This window comes from Streptomyces sp. NPDC030296, from assembly GCF_055572815.1.
The window spans coordinates 190286-209618 of the sequence record NZ_JBVICQ010000009.1; the positions used below are offsets into that span (position 1 = coordinate 190286).

Below are 19333 nucleotides of genomic sequence, written 5' to 3' on the forward strand. Positions count from 1 at the left end.
CGTCACGGCTTGCTCGCCACCCCGCCGAGCGCGATCACCTCGCCGGACCCGCCGGTGCCCTCCGCCGGATCGGGGCGCCAGTCGTTCAGCGGGACGACACCCGGCTCCAGCAGCTCCAACCCGTCGAAGAACCCGGCGAGTTCCTCCGGGCCGCGCAGGAAGTACGGGACGGCGCCGCTCTCGTTGTACTGCCGGGTGGCCTCGGCGTTGGCCTTGTGCGTGTCGACACTGTCGTTGAAGGCGAACCAGCTGCCGGAGGGCAGGGCGTCCAACAGGGTGCCGATGACGGCGCGGGCCCGGTCGTAGTCCGCGATGTGCCCGGAGACCTGCATCATCGTCAGCGCGACCGGCCGGGTGAGGTCGAGCGTCCGTGCCGCCTCGCGCAGCACGGTCGCGGGATCGTGCAGATCGGCGTCCACGTAGTCGGTCGTGCCCTCGGGTGTGCTGGTGAGCAGGGCCCGCGCGTGCGTCAGGACCAGCGGTCGTTGTCGACGTAGACGATCCGCGCCTCGGGCGCCACCCGCTGGGCGATCTGATGGGTGTTGTCCGCCGTCGGCAGTCCCGTGCCGATGTCGAGGAACTGGCGCACCCCTGCCTCACCGGCGAGGAAGCGCACCGCCCGGCCGAGGAAGGCGCGGGAGTCACGGGCGAGGTCGGTGATGCCGGGGAACACCGCGCGGAACGCGTCGCCCGCCTCGTGGTCGACGGGGTAGTTGTCCTTGCCGCCGAGCCAGTAGTTCCAGATCCGGGCCGAGTGCGGCACCGTCGTGTCGATCTTGGCGAGAGCGTCGGTCTCCGGGCGTAACGAGTCCTGCGCCACCGGATCGCCTCCTACGGGGAAAGGGTTATATGCCAACGGCATGGTGCCGTCCCACAGGGGGACGGCACCACACCTCCCCGGATCATTGGCTCACGCGCACCACCTTGAGCTTCGGCGACGACCGGATGTCCTTCTCGCAGAACCGGGACGTCACCCACTTCTTCGCGGAGAACAACCGTGTCTGATCGCTGTAGTGCGGGGAGTTCGGGTTCGAGGACTGCCCGTACGTCAGCAGGGTGCGGGCCACCGGGCAGCGGCCGCCGTCCCAGCCGACCGCCTGGATGTGGCTGGAACCCGACGACACCTCGGCGTAGCCGCCGGCGGCGGCGTTCCACGGCGCCTCGATCTTGTTCCAGACGCCCAGCGACTCCGTGCCGCCGTGCACGGGGATGCGCTTGTCGCCCCGGACGACGAACTGGCGGTCACCGAGCTTCGCGTCCGGCGCGATGCCCGCCGCCCGCAGCTCCGCCACCGTGTCCGCGAGCGCCGTGGCGAAGCCGGGCGCGGCCGTGTTCAGCGTGTTCGGCGTCCTCACCGGGTCGGCGGCCGAGAACGGCACCTTCCACAGCTGCGCGTTCGGCACGGCGCGGGTCAGCTTGCGCCAGAACCGGTCGTAGAGCAGCGCGCCCCGGCTGGAGGTGTCCGTGGTCCGGTCCCACGCCGCGAGGACCCGGCAGGCCTCGGACACGTCGACGGCCGTGCCGTCACTGCCCGTCGCCGTGCCGCCCGGCAGCGCGGCACACGCCCGCGCCACGTCCTCGACGGCCAGATCGGCCGCGGGCACCCGGTTGGCGAACTGCTGCTTCTGCAGGTCCCGTACGGTCAGCCCGCCCCTGTCGGCCATCGCCGCGACGTCCTCGACCGCGCCGCGCGTGCGCATCGACCTCTGGGTGCCGACGTTGCCGAAGACCCGCTCGTAGCCGGTGAGCGGCCGGTCCGCGTTGGCCAGCCACGCGCTGTCGTTGGAGTTCTCCGCGTACGGGGCGTCCTTCAGGGTCGGCATCCTCGCCGGCCCGAAGACCCCCGGCTGCAGGGCGTCGGGGTCGCTGCCGAGCGCGCAGTCGCCGCGCGAGCCGTCGAGGACGGCGACACCCGCCGCCGGGTACGTGGCCCGGCCCAGCGGCGTGGAGCAGCGCGCGGCCAGCTCGTCGGTGATCCGGGGCAGCACCTGGGACTGGGTGAACAGGGTGTGCCCGGCGGAGTCCGCGGCCACGGTGTTCACCCACGGCAGCCCCTGGTGGCGGCCGAGGGCCTTCAGGACGTCGGCCGTTCCGCGTGCCTTGGCGAAGCCGAGAGAGGTGTCCGCGAACCGCAGGTTGCCCGTGTTCGGGTCGGCCAGCGCGTACGCCGTGCCGGTCGTCCACGGCAGGGAGAGGTCGCTGCCCAGTGAGGTGACGACGGGCCCGTACCGGGTCCACCACTGGGTGCGGGTGACCGGCCGGCCGTCCTTCACGGCGACGGTGACGCTCCGCTTCGTCATCCGTTCCGCCTTGCCGTCGACCAGGTACGTCGTCGGGTCGGCCGGATCCAGGGTCAGCTGGTGCAGGTTCATGGGGGTGCCGGTGGCGACCGTGTGGCTCCACGCCACCTTCGCGTTGAACCCGATCTGGGTGATCGGCGAGCCGAGCAACGAACCGCCGGAGACGTTCAGCTCGCCGGGGATCGTCTGCTGCGCCTGCCAGAAGCGGCGACCCCCGGCCCACGGGTAGTGCGGGTTGCCCAGCAGCAGACCGCGCCCGTTCGCCGTGGTGTCGCCGCGGAAGGCGACCGCGTTGGAGCCCATGTCGGCGTCGCCGGCGGAGAACAGCTCGCTCGCGGCCCGCGCGGCGGCCTTCGCGTCCGGCGCCGCGGCCTTCGGCGCCGCTCCGGGGGCGGGCGGCTGGGCGGTGGCGATGGCGTCCACGAACCGTCCCTCGCCGCCGAGGACGGCCAGGGCGTACGCGCGGGAGAACACGTCGAGCGTCGTCACCGGCCGCACCCAGGCGGCGCCCTTGCACGCGGGGTCGGTGATCCGGTTCTTCCTCAGCCAGGCGTTGTAGCCGGCCGCCCAGCCGCGCATCAGCTCCTTCACCTCGTGGCTCGGGCCGACCGGTGCGGGCCGCTCCAGCAGCCGCCGCACGGAGCGGGTGTCCCGGACGCCCCGGAAGTACAGGTCACTCGTGAGGTTCTTCGTCGCCGAGGAGAGCGAGAAGTCGGGCGCGGTGTCCGGCCCGAAGTAGCGCGACCGCTCCCCGCGCACGGTCACGAACCCGTCGGCGAGCACGCACACCTGGTCGGCGGCCTGCGCCCAGCCGGTGCCGAAGCCGAGGTCCGCGTAGTCGTCGGCGACGATGTGCGGTATGCCGTACTCGGTGTAGCGGATCACGGCGGACAGCCCGCCGTGGGAGGGATGGTGACCGCCGCGGTCGCCGCCGGCGGCGGTGGCCGAGGGTAAGGCGGCCGAGGCGGTGAGCAGGGCGACGGCCGAGACGACGAGCTGTCTCAGACGGGTGCGCATGGGGGCCTCCCGACGTCATGGGGGAAGAAACGGTTGAGCCTGACAGTGCGTTCGTACGTAGTCCAGGTGTGCGTTGATCTTCACCCTGGTTGACTCGTGCACCAGGGATCGGAGTTGAGCTGCTTCACGCCATGCGGACCGGATTCCGGCCATGTGCGGGGCATGCTTGACCCCGCTCGCGCGGCCGAACGAGGATCACGCCGGGAACCGGTGGACGAAGGGGCGGATCATGACGGCTGGACGCAATGTGACGGTCGACGGGGTGCTGCGGCGCAGTGCCCGGCGGACCCCGGCACGTGTCGCGATCCGCTACGGCGACCGCTCCTGGACGTACGCCGAACTGGACGACGCCGTCTCCCGCGCCGCCCGCGCCCTGCGCGACACCGGACTGGGGCCGGGCGACCGGGTCGCCGCCTACGGCCACAACTCGGACGCCTATCTCATCGCGTTCCTGGCCTCCGCCCGCGCCGGCCTCGTCCATGTACCGGTCAACCAGCACCTCACCGGCGACGACCTGGCGTACCTCCTCGACCAGTCCGGCAGCACCCTCGTCCTCACCGACCCGGACCTCGCCGGGAACCTCCCCGACGCGACCCGCGTCCTCCCGCTGCGCGACGCGGACGACTCACTGCTCACCCGGCTCGCCGCCACCGAGCCGTACGACGCCGAGGAACCGAAGGCCGAGGACCTGGTCCAGCTCCTCTACACCTCCGGCACCACGGCTCTGCCGAAGGGCGCGATGATGACGCACCGCGCGCTGGTCCACGAGTACCTGAGCGCCATCACCGCCCTCGACCTGTCCGCCGGTGACCGGCCGGTGCACTCCCTGCCGCTGTACCACTCCGCGCAGATGCACGTCTTCCTGGTGCCGTACCTCGCCGTCGGCGCCACCAACACCATCCTCGACGCGCCCGACGGCGACCGGATCCTCGACCTCGTCGAGTCGGGCGACGCCGACAGCCTCTTCGCCCCGCCCACCGTGTGGATCGCGCTGTCGAACCGCCCCGACTTCGACAGCCGCGACCTCAGCGGGCTGCGCAAGGCGTACTACGGGGCGTCGATCATGCCGGTGCCCGTCCTGGAGCGCCTCAAGGAGCGGCTGCCGAAGCTCGCCTTTCACAACTGCTTCGGCCAGAGCGAGATCGGCCCCCTCGCCATGGTCCTCGGCCCCTACGAGCACAAGGGCCGCATGGATTCCTGCGGGCGTCCCGTCATGTTCGTCGAGGCCAGGGTCGTCGACGACAAGGGCGCGGACGTGCCCGACGGCACCCCCGGTGAGATCGTCTACCAGTCCCCGCAACTGTGCGAGGGCTACTGGGACAAGCCCGAGGAGACCGCCGCGGCGTTCCGCGACGGCTGGTTCCACTCCGGCGACCTCGCGGTCCGGGACGCCGACGGGTTCTTCACCATCGTCGACCGGGTCAAGGACGTCATCAACTCCGGCGGCGTCCTCGTCGCCTCCCGCCAGGTCGAGGACGCCCTCTACACCCATGACCAGGTCGCCGAGGTCGCCGTCGTCGGACTGCCCGACGACCACTGGATCGAGGCCGTCACCGCGGTCGTCGTCCCCCGCGGCGAGGTCACGGAAGCCGAACTCGTCGCCCACGCACGGGAGAAGCTTCCGCACTTCAAGGCGCCGAAGAAGGTGCTCTTCGTGGACGAGCTGCCCCGCAACGCGAGCGGGAAGATCCTCAAGCGGGAACTGAGGGACCGGTACGCGCGGCCCTGAGCCCCGCTCCCGCGCCGTTCCCCTCGAACTCCGTTGCGCCGCCCGCCCCCGGCCAGCAAGATCGACTCCATGCCACGCTTCACCGCACCCGACGGAACCGAACTCGCCTACCACGTGCGCGGCGAGGGCGATCCGCTGATCGTCCTCCCCGGCGGCCCCATGCGCGCCTCCGTCTACCTGGGCGACCTGGGCGGACTCGCCGCCCACCGCCGCCTGATCCTGCTGGACCTGCGCGGCACGGGCGGCTCGGCGGTCCCGGGCGACCCGGCGACCTACCGGTGCGACCGGCAGGTGGACGACGTGGAGGCCCTGCGCGCGCACCTGGGCCTGGAACGCGTGGACGTCCTCGCCCACTCGGCCGGCGGCAACCTCGCCACGCTGTACGCGGCCCGCCACCCGCACCGGATCGCCCGACTGGCCCTGATCACCGCCACCCCCTGGGCGTTGGGCCTGCCGGTGACCGTCGAGGACCGGCTCGCGGCGGCCCGCCTCCGGGAGGACGAGCCCTGGTTCGCCGACGCGTACCCGCACTTCGAGGCCGCCTGGACCGGACGCGGCCCCTTCGACGACGAGATGATGCCGTTCTTCTACGGCCGCTGGGACGACGCCGCCGAGGCCCACACGGCCGCCGAGGTGACACAGACCAACGACGCCGCCGCCGATGCCTACGGCTCCGCCGGCGCGTACGACCCCGAGGCCACCCGAGCCGCCCTCACCGAACTGACCGCCCCTGTCCTCTACCTCGGCGGCGCGCTCGACACCGGCCCGACCCCGCGGCTCGTCCGGCAGGCGGCCGGTCTCTTCCCCGAGGGCGAGTACTCGATCCAGCCCGGCGCCGGGCACTTCCCCTGGCTCGACGACCCGGAGTGGTTCGTACGCCGTGTCACGACCTTCCTCGCCGGTGACGAGTCGGTGGTGGAGCGAACCTGGCGCATGCTGCGGGAGGGGCACCCCGAGGCGCGCCGGGGCTGTCCCGAGGTGATCGAGGCGGCGTACGCCGAGCCGAGACTCCGCGGGCTGTACCCGTTCCCCAGCCACGGCGCCCTGTTCTTCCACCGCAACACCGACTTCCCCTGGAGCAACGACCTTCCATCCATCGCCACAGGCTTCACCGGCTACCTGGTGTACGCCGCCCGGTCCGCCGACGTCCTCGGTGAGACGGCCACCCCGGAGGAGGCCGCCGCGCTCGTCGTCGCCCATCTGCCGGACGACTGCGGGCCCGCCGTCGAAGGACCGTGGCCGGAGCCGGACGCCGGCCCTTCGGCGTAGCCGCAGCCGCAGCCGCAGCCGGTCGTGGCCGCAGCCGCGTCGTGGTCGCCCCGCGCGGCGGTGCCAGGGGCTCTCACCCGTCCGCCGACACCGCCACCGACCGGGCCCACCGGTAGTCCGCCTTGCCGCTGGGGGAGCGCTGGATGGTGTCGGTGAGGACGAGCTGGCGGGGGATCTTGTACCCGGCGAGCCGGGTGCGGCAGTGGGTCTGGATGTCCTCCAGGGTCGGGCGGGCCGCACCCTCGCGGAGCTGCACCACGGCCGCCACATGGTTGCCCCACCGGGCGTCCGGCACCCCGGCGACCAGCGCGTCGTACACATCGGGGTGGGCCTTGAGCGCCTGCTCGACCTCCTCCGGGTACACCTTCTCGCCGCCGGTGTTGATGCACTGCGAACCCCGGCCGAGGACGGTGACCACGCCCTCCTCGTCGACGGTCGCCATGTCGCCGAGGAGCACCCAGCGCTCGCCGTCCTTCTCGAAGAAGGTCTCGGCGGTTTTCCGCGGGTCGTTGTAGTAGCCGAGGGGCACATGGCCGCGCTGGGCGACCCGGCCGGGTACGCCGACCGGGACGGGCTCGTACGTCGCCGGGTCCACCACCCGGGTGCGGGCGTGGACGCGGATCCTGAAGCCGTCGCCCGCCCCCGAGTCGTCGGTCGCCGTGCCGTTGAAGCCGGACTCCGACGAGCCGAAGTTGTTGAGCAGCATCACGTTCGGTACGAGGGCCTGGAACTGCCGGCGCACCGTCTCCGACATGATGGCGCCGGACGACGACACGCTGAACAGCGACGAGCAGTCCGTGCCCTTCATCGGGCCGTTCAGCGCGTCGATCAGGGGGCGCAGCATCGCGTCGCCCACCAGCGACACACTGGTGACCCGCTCCCGCTCGATCGTCCGCAGCACCTCCTCGGGCACGAACTTGCGGTGGACGACGACCCGTTGGCCGAAGTTGAACCCGATGAAGGCGGTGAGCGTGGAGGTGCCGTGCATCAGCGGCGCGGTGGGGAAGAAGGTGATCCCGTCACCGCCCGCCGCGACCCGCTCGGCCAGCTCCCGCGGTGCCTTCACCGGCTCCCCGGTCGGTGCCCCGCCCCCCAACCCGGAGAAGAACAGGTCCTCCTGACGCCACATCACTCCCTTGGGCATGCCCGTCGTGCCGCCGGTGTAGATGATGAACAGATCGTCACCCGAGCGGGCCGGGAAGCCCCGCCCCGGCGACCCGGAGGCCTCGGCGTCGGCGAAGTCCGTCACGGGCAGGTCGGGCGTGTCCGGCGCGGGGGTCCCCACCCGCACCAGATGCCGCAGCTTCTCCGTCCGCGGCACGGCCTTCGCCACACGCCCGCTGAACTCCGCGTCGAACACCAGGCCCGCCAGATCCGCGTCGCGGTAGAGGTAGACCAACTCCTCCTCGACATAGCGGTAGTTGACGTTGACGGGTACGAGCCGGGCCTTGAGGCAGCCCAGCGCGGTCTGGAGGTACTCGACGCCGTTGTACAGATGCAGGCCCACGTGCTCACCGGGTCGCAGCCCGCTGTCGAGCAGATGGTGGCCGATCCGGTTCGCCGCCGCGTCCAGCTCCGCGTAGGTGAGCCGCCGGTCCGCGCCCGTACCGGGGATGTCGAGATACACGAGCGCCGCCCGGTCCGGGACGACGTCGACCACCGACTCGAACAGGTCGGCAAGGTTGTACTCCACCGTGCTCCTCCTGACCCCGGGCGCGCCTGGCGGGTGGCTGCCATCCGTCGGTTGCCGGTCATCAGAGCAAAGGGGGCCGTGACTGTGAAGGGCTCGCGCAGAAGAAATCTGACTGACTGTCAGAAAACTCTTGTACTGGCTCCTCGCCTCCTGCAACCTGTTCTCGTTCCGCAGACGGAACCTGTTCTCGCCCTGCCCCACGGGAGGAAGCGATGGGTGGCACGGAACACCTCACCGTGCGGCGCGAAGGCGCCACACTGGTGCTCACGCTCAACCGGCCCGAGGCCAAGAACGCGCTCTCGCTGTCGATGCTCGTCGGCCTGTACGACGGCTGGCTCGCCGCCGACGCCGACGACGAGGTCCGCTCGATCGTCCTCACCGGCTCCGGCGGCTCCTTCTGCGCCGGGATGGACCTCAAGGCGCTCGCGGGCCGGGGCATGGAGGGCGAGCAGCACCGGGAGCGGCTCAAGGCCGACCCCGACCTCCACTGGAAGGCGATGCTCCGCCACCACCGGCCCCGCAAACCCGTGATCGCCGCCGTCGAGGGCCACTGCGTCGCGGGCGGCACCGAGATCCTCCAGGGCACCGACATCCGCGTCGCGGGGGAGTCGGCCACCTTCGGCCTCTTCGAGGTGCGGCGCGGCCTCTTCCCGATCGGCGGCTCCACGGTCCGCCTCCAGCGGCAGATCCCCCGCACCCACGCGCTGGAGATGCTGCTCACCGGCCGCCCGTACTCCGCCCGCGAGGCCGCCGGTATCGGGCTGGTCGGCCATGTCGTACCCGACGGCGAAGCCTTGGCCAATGCTTTGGAGATCGCCGAGCGGATCAACGCGTGCGGCCCGCTCGCCGTGGAGGCCGTCAAGGCGTCCGTGTACGAGACGGCCGAGATGAGCGAGACGGACGGACTGGCCGCCGAGCTGAAACGGGGATGGCCGGTCTTCGACACGGACGACGCCAAGGAGGGGGCCCGCGCCTTCGCCGAGAAACGGCCCCCCGTCTACAAACGGGCGTGAACGCTCCGCCGGGGCGGCTCCCGGCCGCAGGCGCCCCCCGGCCGCTCGGCCCCCACGGCGGAGCCGTGAGGAGTGCCCGGCAGCTCGCACCCCCGGTGGAGTCGCGTGGAGGCTCCCTCCGCGCCCCGGACGCGTCGCCCCCTTTCCGAAGGAGTAACCCCGCCGATGTCCGCAGTTCTCAAGGCCCCCCTGACCGTCGAGTTCCCCTTCACCCGATCCCTCGGGCCCGTGCAGAGCGCCTTCCTCACCGGGCTGCGCGAACGCGTGCTCCTCGGCGTGCGCACCGTCGACGGACGGACCCTCGTCCCACCCGTCGAGTACGACCCCGTCACCGCCGAGGAGATCCGCGACCTCGTCGAGGTCGCCCCCACCGGCACCGTCACCACCTGGGCCTGGAACCACGCCCCCCGCCGCGGGCAGCCCCTCGACACCCCCTTCGCCTGGGTCCTCGTGCGGCTCGACGGCGCCGACACCGCCCTCCTGCACGCCCTCGACGCCCCCGGCCCCGACGCCGTGCACACCGGGATGCGCGTCCGGGTCCGGTGGGCGGGGGAACGCACCGGCGCCATCACCGACATCGCCTGCTTCGAGCCGTACGACGGGGAGCGCGCCGAACCGGCGGGCCACAGCGGTGAGTTCGACGACGCGGTGACCGGGATCGTCGCCCCGGCCCGCCTCGACTACACCTACTCGCCCGGCCGTGCCACCACCGGATACCTGCACGCCCTCGCCGGGCGCCGCATGGTCGGCGAGCGCTGCCCGTCCTGCCGCAAGGTGTACGTACCGCCGAGGGGCGCCTGCCCCACCTGCGGCGTGGCCACGGCCGAACAGGTCGAGGTCGGGCCGGGCGGCACCGTCACCACGTTCTGCATCGTCAACATCAAGGCGAAGAACCTCGACATCGAAGTCCCCTACGTCTACGCCCACATCGCCCTGGACGGCGCCGACCTCGCCCTGCACGGCCGGATCGCCGGCATCCCCTACGACCAGGTGCGGATGGGGCTGCGCGTCGAACCCGTCTGGACCGAGGGGGGCCGCTACCCCGACCACTACCGGCCCACCGGCGAGCCGGACGCCGCGTACGACACGTACAAGGAGCTGCTGTGAACCGGGAGATCGCCGTCGTCGCCTTCGCCCAGACCGACCACCGGCGCACCAGCGACGAGTCCTCCGAGGTGGAGATGCTCATGCCGGTGCTGCACGAGGTACTGGCACGGACCGGGCTGAAGACCGCCGACATCGGCTTCACCTGCTCCGGGTCCAGTGACTACCTCGCCGGCCGGGCCTTCTCCTTCACCCTCGCCCTCGACGGCGTCGGCGCCTGGCCCCCGATCTCCGAGTCGCACGTCGAGATGGACGGCGCCTGGGCCCTGTACGAGGCATGGGTGAAACTCCAGACGGGTGACGCCGACACCGCCCTCGTCTACTCCTACGGCAAGTCCTCGCCCGGCTCCGTGCGCGACGTCCTCACCCGGCAGCTCGACCCGTACTACGTGGCACCCCTGTGGCCCGACTCCGTCGCCCTCGCCGCCCTCCAGGCCCAGGCGCTCATCGACGCGGGCCGCACCGACGAGCCGGCCCTCGCCGCGGTCGGCGCCCGCAGCCGCGCCGACGCCGAGACCAACCCGCACGCCCAGCTCAGGGGTTCGGTGCCGCAGGGCGAGTACCTCGTACGGCCGCTGCGCACCGGGGACTGCCCGCCCATCGGTGACGGGGCCGCGGCCGTGATCCTCGCGGCGGGGGAGCGGGCCCGGGACCTGTGCGAGCGGCCCGCGTGGATCCGGGGCATCGACCACCGCATCGAGGCCCACGGCATCGGCGTCCGCGACCTCACCGACTCGCCCTCCACCCGCCTCGCCGCCGAACGCGCCGGAGCCTTCGAACGTCCTGTGGACACCGCCGAGTTGCACGCCCCCTTCAGCTCCCAGGAGGTCGTCCTGCGCGAGGCGCTGCGACTCGACGACGGCGTGCGCGTCAACCCGTCGGGCGGCGCCCTCGCCGCGAACCCGGTGATGGCCGCCGGGCTGATCCGCATCGGTGAGGCCGCCGCCCGCATCCACCGGGGCGAGTCCGACCGCGCCCTCGCCCACGCCACCTCCGGGCCCTGTCTGCAACAGAACCTGGTCGCCGTACTCGAAGGGGATCCCCGATGAGCAAGGAGCCCGTGGCCGTCATAGGCGTCGGCCAGACCAAGCACGTCGCGGCCCGGCGGGACGTGTCTATCGCCGGACTCGTCCGCGAGGCCGCCCGACGAGCCCTCGACGACGCCGAGTTGACGTGGGCCGACATCGACGCCGTCGTCATCGGCAAGGCGCCCGACTTCTTCGAGGGCGTCATGATGCCCGAGCTGTACCTGGCCGACGCGCTCGGCGCGGTCGGCAAACCCATGATGCGGGTGCACACGGCGGGCTCCGTCGGCGGATCGACCGCGCTGGTCGCCGCGAGCCTCGTCGCCGCCCGCGTCCACGGCACCGTCCTCACGCTGGCGTTCGAAAAGCAGTCCGAGTCCAACGCCATGTGGGGCCTGTCCCTGCCGATCCCCTTCCAGCAGCCGCTGCTGGCCGGCGCCGGCGGCTTCTTCGCCCCGCACGTCCGCGCGTACATGCGGCGCAGCGGCGCCCCCGACACCGTCGGCTCCCTCGTCGCGTACAAGAACCGCCGCAACGCGCTGAAGAACCCGTACGCGCACCTCCACGAGCACGACATCACGCTGGAGAAGGTGCAGGCGTCACCCATGCTGTGGGATCCGATCCGCTACTCGGAGACCTGCCCGTCCTCCGACGGGGCCTGCGCGATGGTCCTCACCGACCGCGCGGGGGCCGCCCGCGCGCCCCGGCCCGCCGCGTGGATGCACGGCGGGGCGATGCGCAGCGAGCCGACCCTGTTCGCCGGCAAGGACTGCGTGTCGCCGCGCGCGGGCCGAGACTGCGCCGCCGACGTCTACCGGCAGGCGGGCATCGCCGATCCGCGCCGGGACATCGACGCGGTGGAGATGTACGTGCCGTTCTCCTGGTACGAGCCGATGTGGCTGGAGAACCTCGGCTTCGCCGCCGAGGGGGAGGGCTGGAAGCTCACCGAGTCGGGCGTCACCGAACTCGACGGCGACCTCCCCGTCGACATGTCCGGCGGGGTGCTGTCCACCAACCCCATCGGCGCCTCCGGGATGATCCGGTTCGCCGAGGCGGCACTCCAGGTACGGGGCCTCGCCGGGGAGCACCAGGTCGACGGCGCCCGCCGGGTCCTCGGGCACGCCTACGGCGGTGGTTCGCAGTTCTTCGCGATGTGGCTGGTCGGCGCCGAGCCGCCCACCTCCTGAACCTCCTCCTCACGTGGCCTGTCCGCGGCGGGGACCGATCGCTAGTCTGGCGGGCGGACGACGAACCGGGAGGAGCACGGACGTGGCCGAGAGCACCATGGAGCAGCAGCGATCGCTCGACGGCTGGCACAAGCCGGCGGAGCTCGACCTGAGCAACGCGGACTGGCGGTCCAGCAGCCGAGGGCGGGGAGACGTCCAGATCGCCTTCGTCGAGGGCTTCATCGCCATGCGCAACAGCCGTCGCCCCGAGAGCCCTTCACTGATCTTCACCCCCGCGGAGTGGGGTGCCTTCGTGTCGGGGGCGAGGGAGGGCGAGTTCGACCTGACCTAGAACCGCCCCTGCGACGGCCGTCGGTGGGCGCCCGAGCCGCTCACCGACCTGCCCGTCCCCGACCTTCGTCGGCCCGGGCCGTCGTCGCCCGGGCGGGTCACAGGCCGCCGGAGACGTTCCGCACGCGGACCCGACCGGTCCCGACGTGATGTGTGGTGTAGTGCGGCGAGCGGGCCGGCGCCGCGTACGCGAGATGCGCGAGCCGGGACTGCTCCTGCCGCATGTGCGTGAGCGATTCCAGGATGTACCCGACGAGGAGGACGAGCGCCGCGATCGTCATGACCGCCGCGGCGAGGATCGCCGTGGGGACGCGGGGAACCGTGCCCGTGCGGATGAAGTCGGCGATGACGGGGATGCCGAGGACGACCGAGACGAGAGCCAGCAGCCCCGCGACCGCGGTGTGCACGAGCGAGGGCCGCTCCCGCCGCGCCAGATCGAGGATGACCCGCAGGATGTGCCAGCCGTCCCGGAAGGTGCGCAGTTTGCTCTCGCTCCCGGCGGGCCTGACCCGGTAGTCCACCTCCAACTCCGCCGTGGGCAGCCGGAGATGGAGCGCGTGGATGGTCATCTCGGTCTCTGTCTCGAACTGGCGGGCGAGCGCCGGGAAGGACTTCACGAAGCGCCGTGAGAAGACGCGGTACCCGCTCAGCATGTCCGTCACGTCGTTGCCGAACAGGGACGCCACGACGCCAGTGAGGAGTCTGTTGCCGAACGCGTGCCCCGCCCGGTAGGCGGCGCCGGCGGTCTCCCGGCGTGCCCCGACCACCTGGTCGTACGGCCCCTCGAAGAGCAGGTCCACCAGCTCCCGCGCCCGGGACGCGTCATAGGTGTCGTCACCGTCGATGATCAGCAGGGCGTCGGCGTCGACATCGGCGAAGGCGCGCCGGATGACATTGCCCTTCCCCTTGCGCCGTTCCTCCCGGACGATCGCGCCCGCCTCACGGGCGACCTCCACGGTCCGGTCGGTCGAGGCGTTGTCGTACACATAGATGTCCGCCTCCGGGAGCGCGGCCCTCAGGTCGCGCACCACCTTTCCGACGGCCGCCTCCTCGTTGTGACACGGCACGACACACGCGATCGTCGGTGGCACGTCCACTCCCTGTCCGAATCGGCGACACATGAGATGGAAATCATGCGATATGGGCGCGTCCGGGGGGCGGGGGCGCGCCGTGTCGTTACTCTCGCGGGGTGTCGGTCCTCGCGTCTGTGGCGCTGCGTGCGCGTGACGCCGTCAGGGGTGTCTGGCGCGAGGTCACCAAGTTCGGGGTGGTCGGAGCGCTGGCCTTCGTCGTGGACAACGGCGGCTACAACCTGCTGGTGTTCGGGCTGCCCGGCGGCTTTGAGGGCGGGGTGATGCGGGCGTCGCCCGTCCAGGCGTCCGTCCTCGCGACGGGCGCCGCCGCGCTCCTCGGCTGGGCGGGGAACCGCTACTGGACCTACCGCCACCGGCATCGCCAGAAGCTGACCCAGGAGTTGGCCCTCTTCCTGCTCGCGAACCTCGTCGGCGTCGCCATCACGGCGGGCACGGTCTACGCCTCACGGCATCTGCTCGGCCTGGACTCGGTGCTCAGCGACAACGTCGCGCGCGTCTTCGGCTGGGTCCTCGCCACGCTGTTCCGCTTCTTCGCCTACCGGCGCTACGTCTTCGTCGCGCCCTGATCCGTACGGTCTGGTCGCCGCTGTTAGCATCCGCCGCATGGGACGAAATGTGTGGTTTCAGGGTGAAAAGCTCTGGAGCTGGGGGCTGGCCGCTGTCGCCGTCGCGTGCTGCCTGGGCACGACCGTCGTGTTCGCCCCGGGGTACATGAGTCCCGACAGCATCGAGCAGCTCCGGCAGGCGATGGGCAGGACACCGCTCACCGACTGGCACCCGCCCGTGCTGAGCCTGGTGTGGCGTGCGCTCATCGCCGTCACCGGTACTCCCTCGTCCATGGCCGTCCTCCAGTCCGTCGTCCTCTGGGGCGCGCTGTGGGTGATCGCCTGGTGCGTCTGGGACCTGACCGCGAGCCGTGCGGGTTCGATCGCCGTCCTCGGCATCGGGCTGACGCCTCCCGTACTGACGTTCGTCGGCGTGGTGTGGAAGGACGTCCACGCGGCCGCCGCACTGCTCGCCGCGTGCGCGGTGGCATTCGTGGGACTGCGGCTGCGGGAGCGCGACGTGCCCCCCGCCATGCGCTGGGGTCTGTTCGGGTTGGGCGTGCTCTTCCTCGCCTACGCCATGCTCGTCCGCAAGAACGTGTTCCTCGCGGCGATCCCCCTGTTCGTCCTGCTGGTTCTCGCGCTGTGGCGCGCACCCGGCCGCCGTATCTGGGCGCTGTGCGTGGGGGCGCTCGTGGCCGCGCTCGTCGTGCCCGCCGTCGCGATCTCCCGGATCGCGCAACCCGTGGAGACGCGACAGGGCGCGCAGATCATGCTCGACGACCTGGTCCACGTCCTGACCGTGGAGGAACTGCGGTCGGCGGACGTCCCGCCGGACCTCAGGAACCGCCTGGTCGTGGCCGCGGAGCAGTGCCGCAAGGCCGGCGCCCTCTCGGACGCCTACTGGGCCTGCTACGAACGCCGGCCGGACGGGATGGCCAGGGACGCGGACGGCATCACCTCCCTGTGGCTGAGCGAGATGGGCTCCCACGCCCCCGGCTATCTCCAGTACCGGCTGCGACTCTTCGCCGGCCTGCTGTTCGAGACCGGCTACTCGTACCAGGCAGGGGTCTTCCCCAACGACCTCGGCATCGAGGTGGCCCACCCCCGGCTGGAGGCCGGCCTCGGCGCGTACATCGGCGGCGTGGGCGCGGATCTCCGGCCGCTGTTCCGGGGCTGGTTCTGGCTCGCCGTCGCCCTCTTCCTCACCGTCCGCCCCGGCAGGGGGCGGTTCTCCCTGCCCATCCGGGCGCTGGGCGTCAGCTCGATGGTCTACGTGCTCGGATACCTGCCCATCATGCCGGCGACGAACTACCGCTACGTCTACTGGTCGGCGCTCGCCTGCACGCTCGGCCTCCTGCTGCTCTGGCTGGACCGCCGCCCCGCCACCACGGCCCCGGCCGCCTCGGACCCCGCGCGAACCGGCTCCGCCGTGACGCAGACCGGTGCCGTGGCGGCGCATCACCCAGTGGACGCCGAGGAGCAGCGCCAGAGCCGATGAGATCGCCGCGCGGCGTCCACGACTGCCCGCCCCGCGCGGGAGGGAGGGGAAGGAAGCGGGACGCCGACTCGATCTAATGGATGCCGGCTCACCTATCATTAACGTCATGGAGTACTCGATCAGCGCGGACGCGCGGCTCGCCCTCGACCTCGCCCTCACCGTGCGCCACGACGGCGACGGCGGGGTGGCCGACGACCTGGCCGAGCCCGCCGGGCTCACCACCTGGGTCCGCGCCCACGCCGACCTCCTGCCGGGCGCCGCCGGCCTCACCGCCGACGAGACCGCCCTCGCCGCCGTACGTGATCTCCGGGGGGCCGTCCGCGCCCTGTTCGCCCGTGCCGTCAGCCCCGCCGAGCCCAGCCCGGCCGACGCCGCCCGGCTGATGCCCCTCCCCGAAGCGCTGGAGCTCCTCAACCGGGCCGCGGCCCAGACCCCGACCGTCCCGGTGCTGACCTGGTCCCGGAGCGCCGACCCCGTCCTGCGCCAGGAGCCCGCGACCGGCGGCGACCCGCTCACCGCGGCCCTCGCCCGGGCCGCCATCGCCTTCCTCGCGAGCCCCGAACGGCAGCGGCTGCGGGCCTGCCACGCGCCCCGCTGCGTGCGTTACTTCCTGAAGGAGCACCCCCGCCAGGAGTGGTGCAAACCGGCCTGCGGCAACCGGGCCCGGGTGGCCCGCCACCACGAGCGCCACAAGGCGTCCACCGGCCGGTGACGAGCACCCTCCCGTCCGTCCCCGGAATCGTCTCTCCCACCCGGCACCGACCACCTTCGGACACGTACCATGGCGGCATGTCCTTCCTCCGCCGCCGCAGTGCCACCCCTGCCGGGCCCGAATTCGACGTACTGGCCATGGACCCGGGCGACTGGCCGGGCAATCTCGGCGCGGGCCTGCTGCCCGCACCCGACGGAAGTTGCCAGGGCGTCTTCCTGCGCTACGACCTGTACGGCGGCCGCGGCCCCGCGATGATCATCGGCAATCTCCCGGAAGGCTCCCCGGCCCGCGAGGTCGCCGACGGCGAGATCCCCTTCGAGGTGGCCCAGCTGCTGCTGGCGCTGGAGAACGAGGAGGACATCACCGTCGTCGGCACCGAGGACATGCCGGTGATGCAGGGCGACAACCTCCTGATCGTCCGCCGCCTCAAGCTCTCCGAGTCCCGGATCTCCTGCGTCCAGTTCGACCGCAGCGACAACGTCCTGGTGACCATCGCCGCCTGGGACCGCCCCATCACCGACGACCTGTACGCGCTGCTGAAGCCGCTCCCCGCGGAGCTGTTCCAGCAGGGCTGACCCCTGGACCGGTTGCCCCGGCTCAGCCCGGGGCTACGACCATAGGGGGGCGGGGCGCGGGGAACTGCACGAACAATCCCCACGCGCCGCACCCGCCGACGAACCCGCGGCCCGAGCTGCAAGGCGGCCCCTCAGATCGCCGGCAGCACCCGCACGTCCGCCGCCCGCACGAACGCCACCCGGTGTCCGAACTGGATCTCGTAGTAGACGTCGTCACCCCTCACGACCTTGTGCCCGGACGTGTCGAAGGAGACGGCGTAGTAGTACTCGCCCTTCAGCCGGTCACCGACCACATAGCGCTGCCCCTTGAGGAGCTTGTACGGCAGCGGCGACACCGCCTGGGCCGGGACGTCCGTCGGATAGGCCTCCTTCTCCGGGTAGGCCCTGCCGTACACGGGGATCTCCGGGAGATCCTTCCGGGGCGTCACGACCAGCCCCGCCGCGCCTACCGCGGTGGACTGTGCCGCCGGGTTGTGGAACCACGCCTTCTGCCCGAGGTACCAGATCGCCGTCCACGCGCCGCGCCGCCCGGCGACCGCGTACTGCTGGCCGGTGGAGACCCGCGAACCCAGGTCGTTCACATCGATCGTGGACGGGCTCCCGTCCGGCCGCAGACCGATGTCCTTGATGAGGGGCGAGGCGGTGTCGGGCTCGCTGTACAGGCGTACGGCACTGGAGCCGTGCACCGCGCACGGCTGACCGCCGCTCGTACAGCCGGTGAACTCGGGCCGGTTGTCCGCGTAGTCGGGGAGGATGGTGACGAGACGGCTGTTCTGGCCGGCGGTCGGACCGAAGGGCCTGCCGAGCAGCTCGAAGTAGTGCCGCCAGTCCCAGTACGGGCCGGGGTCGGTGTGCATGCCCCGGATCGTCGCCGTCGTCGGACCGGGCACGGTGTCGTGGCCGAGGATGTGCTGACGGTCCAGCGGGACGCTGTACTTGGCGGCCAGGTACTTCACCAGCCGTGCCGACGTCCGGTACATCGCCTCCGTGTACCAGGCGTCCGGCGAGGCGAGGAAACCCTCGTGCTCCAGGCCGATCGACTTGGCGTTGACGTACCAGTTGCCGGCGTGCCAGGCCACGTCCTTGTTCTTCACATGCTGGGCGATGTGCCCGTCCGTGGAGCGCAGCGAGTAGTGCCAGGACACGTACGTCGGGTCCTGGACCAGCTTCAACGTGGTGTCCCAGGTGGCCTCGGTGTCATGGACGACGATGTACCGGATGCTCTGGGACGCCGGCCGGTCGGCCAGGTCGTGGTTGCCGTAGTCCTTGTCGCCGAACTCCTCGTACGGCGCCGGGATCCACTCGCACGACACCGTCCTCGGGCACTCGGTGCCGGCCGCCGCCGCGGCGCGCAGTCCGGCCCGCGCCAACTGCCCGCGGTCGGGGGCCAGTCGCGGCTCGGCAGGGAGCGTCACCCGCTGACCGGCGTCGGTGACCCGGTGGGCGCCGTCCCGGATCACCGCGAAGACCTCGTTCGCGTACGCCGCCGCCGTGGCGCGGTCGTCGGCGCCGGAGAACCGCGCCACCGCCCCGTACCAGTCGGCGGGGTCGGCGCTCGGCTCGCGGCCCAGCTCCCGTTGCGCGGCGGCGAGCAGCGCCGCGCCGCCGGCCACATTGGCCTCGGCGTCCGTGCGCAGGGTCTCGGTCGGCAGCCCCGTCAGCTCGGCCGCTCGCGGCAAGGTCCGCAGCCGGGGCGGGAGATCGGTGTCCTCGGGCAGGGCGGCCTCGGGCCGCAGTGGCGGACGGGAGTCGTCACCGCGCGGGTCCTCCGCGCCCTCGCCGTGGTGCGGGGCCTCGGCCAGCGCCGTACGCGCGTCCGTGAGGTGCATGGGGCCGTAGCCGCCGGTGACGCTGGGGGCACCGCCGTGCGTGTCCCAGCGGGACTGGAGATAGGACACACCCAGCAGCACACTGCGGGGCACCTCGTACTCGGCGGCCGCGGCCGCGAAGGCGCCCTGCAGCCGGGCCGAGGAGGACGACGACTGACTCTCGGGCGGGGCCGCGCCCAGCAGCGGCAGCATCAGCACCGCCGGGGCGGTGGCGACCGCCGTACCGCGAAGACGTCTGCGGCGGGTGGTGGGCCTGCGGTCGGTGGGGGATCCTCGCAAGGCGGCCTCCTGGAACGGTGGGGCGTTGGCGGGGCGTGCGGGGCCGAACGTGCACCAGTGCTATCGGTCGGCCGACGATCCGTCAATCATGCCCGGCAGGAGGCCCGGTCACCGGCCATGACGGCCCGTGG

General features: G+C 72.2%; 15 protein-coding genes and 2 pseudogenes. 12 read left to right on the forward strand and 5 right to left on the reverse strand.

The window, feature by feature from the left end; translation table 11 throughout:
• Positions 1-2: 2 nt before the first annotated feature.
• Both ACZ4Z3_RS26045 and ACZ4Z3_RS26050 read right to left on the reverse strand, forming a co-directional pair.
• Positions 3-820, reverse strand: a pseudogene (locus ACZ4Z3_RS26045) (SAM-dependent methyltransferase).
• An 82-nt stretch (positions 821-902) separates the two neighbouring features.
• Positions 903-3317, reverse strand: a complete 2415-nt coding sequence (locus tag ACZ4Z3_RS26050) for an acylase (protein WP_468503270.1) — start codon at positions 3315-3317, stop codon at positions 903-905.
• A 229-nt stretch (positions 3318-3546) separates the two neighbouring features.
• Here ACZ4Z3_RS26050 and ACZ4Z3_RS26055 point away from each other — a divergent pair, with 229 nt between their 5' ends.
• The 3 genes and pseudogenes from ACZ4Z3_RS26055 to ACZ4Z3_RS26065 all read left to right on the forward strand — a co-directional run bounded on the left by ACZ4Z3_RS26055 (position 3547) and on the right by ACZ4Z3_RS26065 (position 6315).
• Positions 3547-5046, forward strand: coding sequence for an acyl-CoA synthetase (locus tag ACZ4Z3_RS26055; RefSeq protein ID WP_468503271.1), 1500 nt, complete (start codon positions 3547-3549; stop codon positions 5044-5046).
• A 69-nt stretch (positions 5047-5115) separates the two neighbouring features.
• Positions 5116-5949: pseudogene (locus ACZ4Z3_RS26060) on the forward strand (alpha/beta fold hydrolase); the annotation flags it as partial.
• A 12-nt stretch (positions 5950-5961) separates the two neighbouring features.
• Positions 5962-6315 carry a DUF6193 family natural product biosynthesis protein gene (locus tag ACZ4Z3_RS26065; RefSeq protein WP_468503487.1) on the forward strand — a complete coding sequence of 118 codons (354 nt, stop codon included), beginning with the start codon at positions 5962-5964 and terminating at the stop codon, positions 6313-6315.
• Positions 6316-6388: 73 nt separating this feature from the next.
• On the opposite strand, the gene ACZ4Z3_RS26070 is transcribed toward ACZ4Z3_RS26065, so the two are convergent.
• A complete protein-coding gene (locus ACZ4Z3_RS26070) occupies positions 6389-8008 on the reverse strand; it encodes an acyl-CoA synthetase (protein ID WP_468503272.1) in 1620 nt (539 codons plus the stop codon).
• Between the two features lie 212 nt (positions 8009-8220).
• On the opposite strand from ACZ4Z3_RS26070, the gene ACZ4Z3_RS26075 reads away from it, so the two are divergent.
• The 5 genes from ACZ4Z3_RS26075 (at position 8221) to ACZ4Z3_RS26095 (ending at position 12668) form a co-directional block, all read left to right on the forward strand.
• Positions 8221-9021, forward strand: a complete 801-nt coding sequence (locus ACZ4Z3_RS26075) for a crotonase/enoyl-CoA hydratase family protein (protein ID WP_468503273.1) — start codon at positions 8221-8223, stop codon at positions 9019-9021.
• A gap of 165 nt (positions 9022-9186) precedes the next feature.
• Positions 9187-10128 (forward strand): Zn-ribbon domain-containing OB-fold protein, encoded by a 942-nt coding sequence (locus tag ACZ4Z3_RS26080; RefSeq protein ID WP_468503274.1) that lies wholly within the window; start codon positions 9187-9189, stop codon positions 10126-10128.
• Positions 10125-11174, forward strand: coding sequence for a thiolase domain-containing protein (locus tag ACZ4Z3_RS26085; protein ID WP_468503275.1), 1050 nt, complete (start codon positions 10125-10127; stop codon positions 11172-11174). The genes ACZ4Z3_RS26080 and ACZ4Z3_RS26085 overlap by 4 nt, the downstream gene beginning before the upstream one ends.
• Complete coding sequence (locus ACZ4Z3_RS26090; RefSeq protein WP_055512991.1) at positions 11171-12337, forward strand: thiolase domain-containing protein; 1167 nt, start codon at positions 11171-11173, stop codon at positions 12335-12337. Before ACZ4Z3_RS26085 ends, ACZ4Z3_RS26090 begins: the two co-directional genes overlap by 4 nt.
• An 82-nt stretch (positions 12338-12419) precedes the next feature.
• A complete protein-coding gene (locus ACZ4Z3_RS26095; protein WP_055711401.1) occupies positions 12420-12668 on the forward strand; it encodes a DUF397 domain-containing protein in 249 nt (82 codons plus the stop codon).
• 97 nt (positions 12669-12765) lie between these two features.
• On the opposite strand, the gene ACZ4Z3_RS26100 is transcribed toward ACZ4Z3_RS26095, so the two are convergent.
• Positions 12766-13764: a glycosyltransferase family 2 protein gene (locus ACZ4Z3_RS26100; protein WP_468503276.1), complete on the reverse strand. Its 999-nt coding sequence runs from the start codon at positions 13762-13764 to the stop codon at positions 12766-12768.
• A gap of 92 nt (positions 13765-13856) precedes the next feature.
• On the opposite strand from ACZ4Z3_RS26100, the gene ACZ4Z3_RS26105 reads away from it, so the two are divergent.
• The 4 genes from ACZ4Z3_RS26105 to ACZ4Z3_RS26120 all read left to right on the forward strand — a co-directional run bounded on the left by ACZ4Z3_RS26105 (position 13857) and on the right by ACZ4Z3_RS26120 (position 17094).
• Positions 13857-14327 (forward strand): GtrA family protein, encoded by a 471-nt coding sequence (locus ACZ4Z3_RS26105; protein WP_468503277.1) that lies wholly within the window; start codon positions 13857-13859, stop codon positions 14325-14327.
• 37 nt (positions 14328-14364) lie between these two features.
• Entirely contained in the window at positions 14365-15807 is a 1443-nt protein-coding gene (locus ACZ4Z3_RS26110) for a hypothetical protein (protein ID WP_468503278.1), read from the forward strand.
• Positions 15808-15913: 106 nt separating this feature from the next.
• Complete coding sequence (locus ACZ4Z3_RS26115) at positions 15914-16519, forward strand: CGNR zinc finger domain-containing protein (protein ID WP_468503279.1); 606 nt, start codon at positions 15914-15916, stop codon at positions 16517-16519.
• A gap of 77 nt (positions 16520-16596) precedes the next feature.
• Positions 16597-17094, forward strand: a complete 498-nt coding sequence (locus tag ACZ4Z3_RS26120; RefSeq protein WP_055513004.1) for a hypothetical protein — start codon at positions 16597-16599, stop codon at positions 17092-17094.
• Between the two features lie 131 nt (positions 17095-17225).
• Here ACZ4Z3_RS26120 and ACZ4Z3_RS26125 read toward each other — a convergent pair whose 3' ends face one another.
• Positions 17226-19202, reverse strand: coding sequence for an N-acetylmuramoyl-L-alanine amidase (locus ACZ4Z3_RS26125; RefSeq protein WP_468503280.1), 1977 nt, complete (start codon positions 19200-19202; stop codon positions 17226-17228).
• Positions 19203-19333 lie beyond the last annotated feature (131 nt).

What these genes read in the sequence shown, in the direction of transcription:
- ACZ4Z3_RS26110 (WP_468503278.1), top strand. Translation starts at nt 14,365, where the DNA reads ATGGGACGAAATGTGTGGTTTCAGGGTGAAAAGCTCTGGAGCTGGGGG.
- ACZ4Z3_RS26055 (WP_468503271.1), top strand. Translation starts at nt 3,547, where the DNA reads ATGACGGCTGGACGCAATGTGACGGTCGACGGGGTGCTGCGGCGCAGT.
- ACZ4Z3_RS26080 (WP_468503274.1), top strand. Translation starts at nt 9,187, where the DNA reads ATGTCCGCAGTTCTCAAGGCCCCCCTGACCGTCGAGTTCCCCTTCACC.
- ACZ4Z3_RS26075 (WP_468503273.1), top strand. Translation starts at nt 8,221, where the DNA reads ATGGGTGGCACGGAACACCTCACCGTGCGGCGCGAAGGCGCCACACTG.
- ACZ4Z3_RS26120 (WP_055513004.1), top strand. Translation starts at nt 16,597, where the DNA reads ATGTCCTTCCTCCGCCGCCGCAGTGCCACCCCTGCCGGGCCCGAATTC.
- ACZ4Z3_RS26090 (WP_055512991.1), top strand. Translation starts at nt 11,171, where the DNA reads ATGAGCAAGGAGCCCGTGGCCGTCATAGGCGTCGGCCAGACCAAGCAC.
- ACZ4Z3_RS26050 (WP_468503270.1), bottom strand. Translation starts at nt 3,317, where the DNA reads ATGCGCACCCGTCTGAGACAGCTCGTCGTCTCGGCCGTCGCCCTGCTC.
- ACZ4Z3_RS26115 (WP_468503279.1), top strand. Translation starts at nt 15,914, where the DNA reads ATGGAGTACTCGATCAGCGCGGACGCGCGGCTCGCCCTCGACCTCGCC.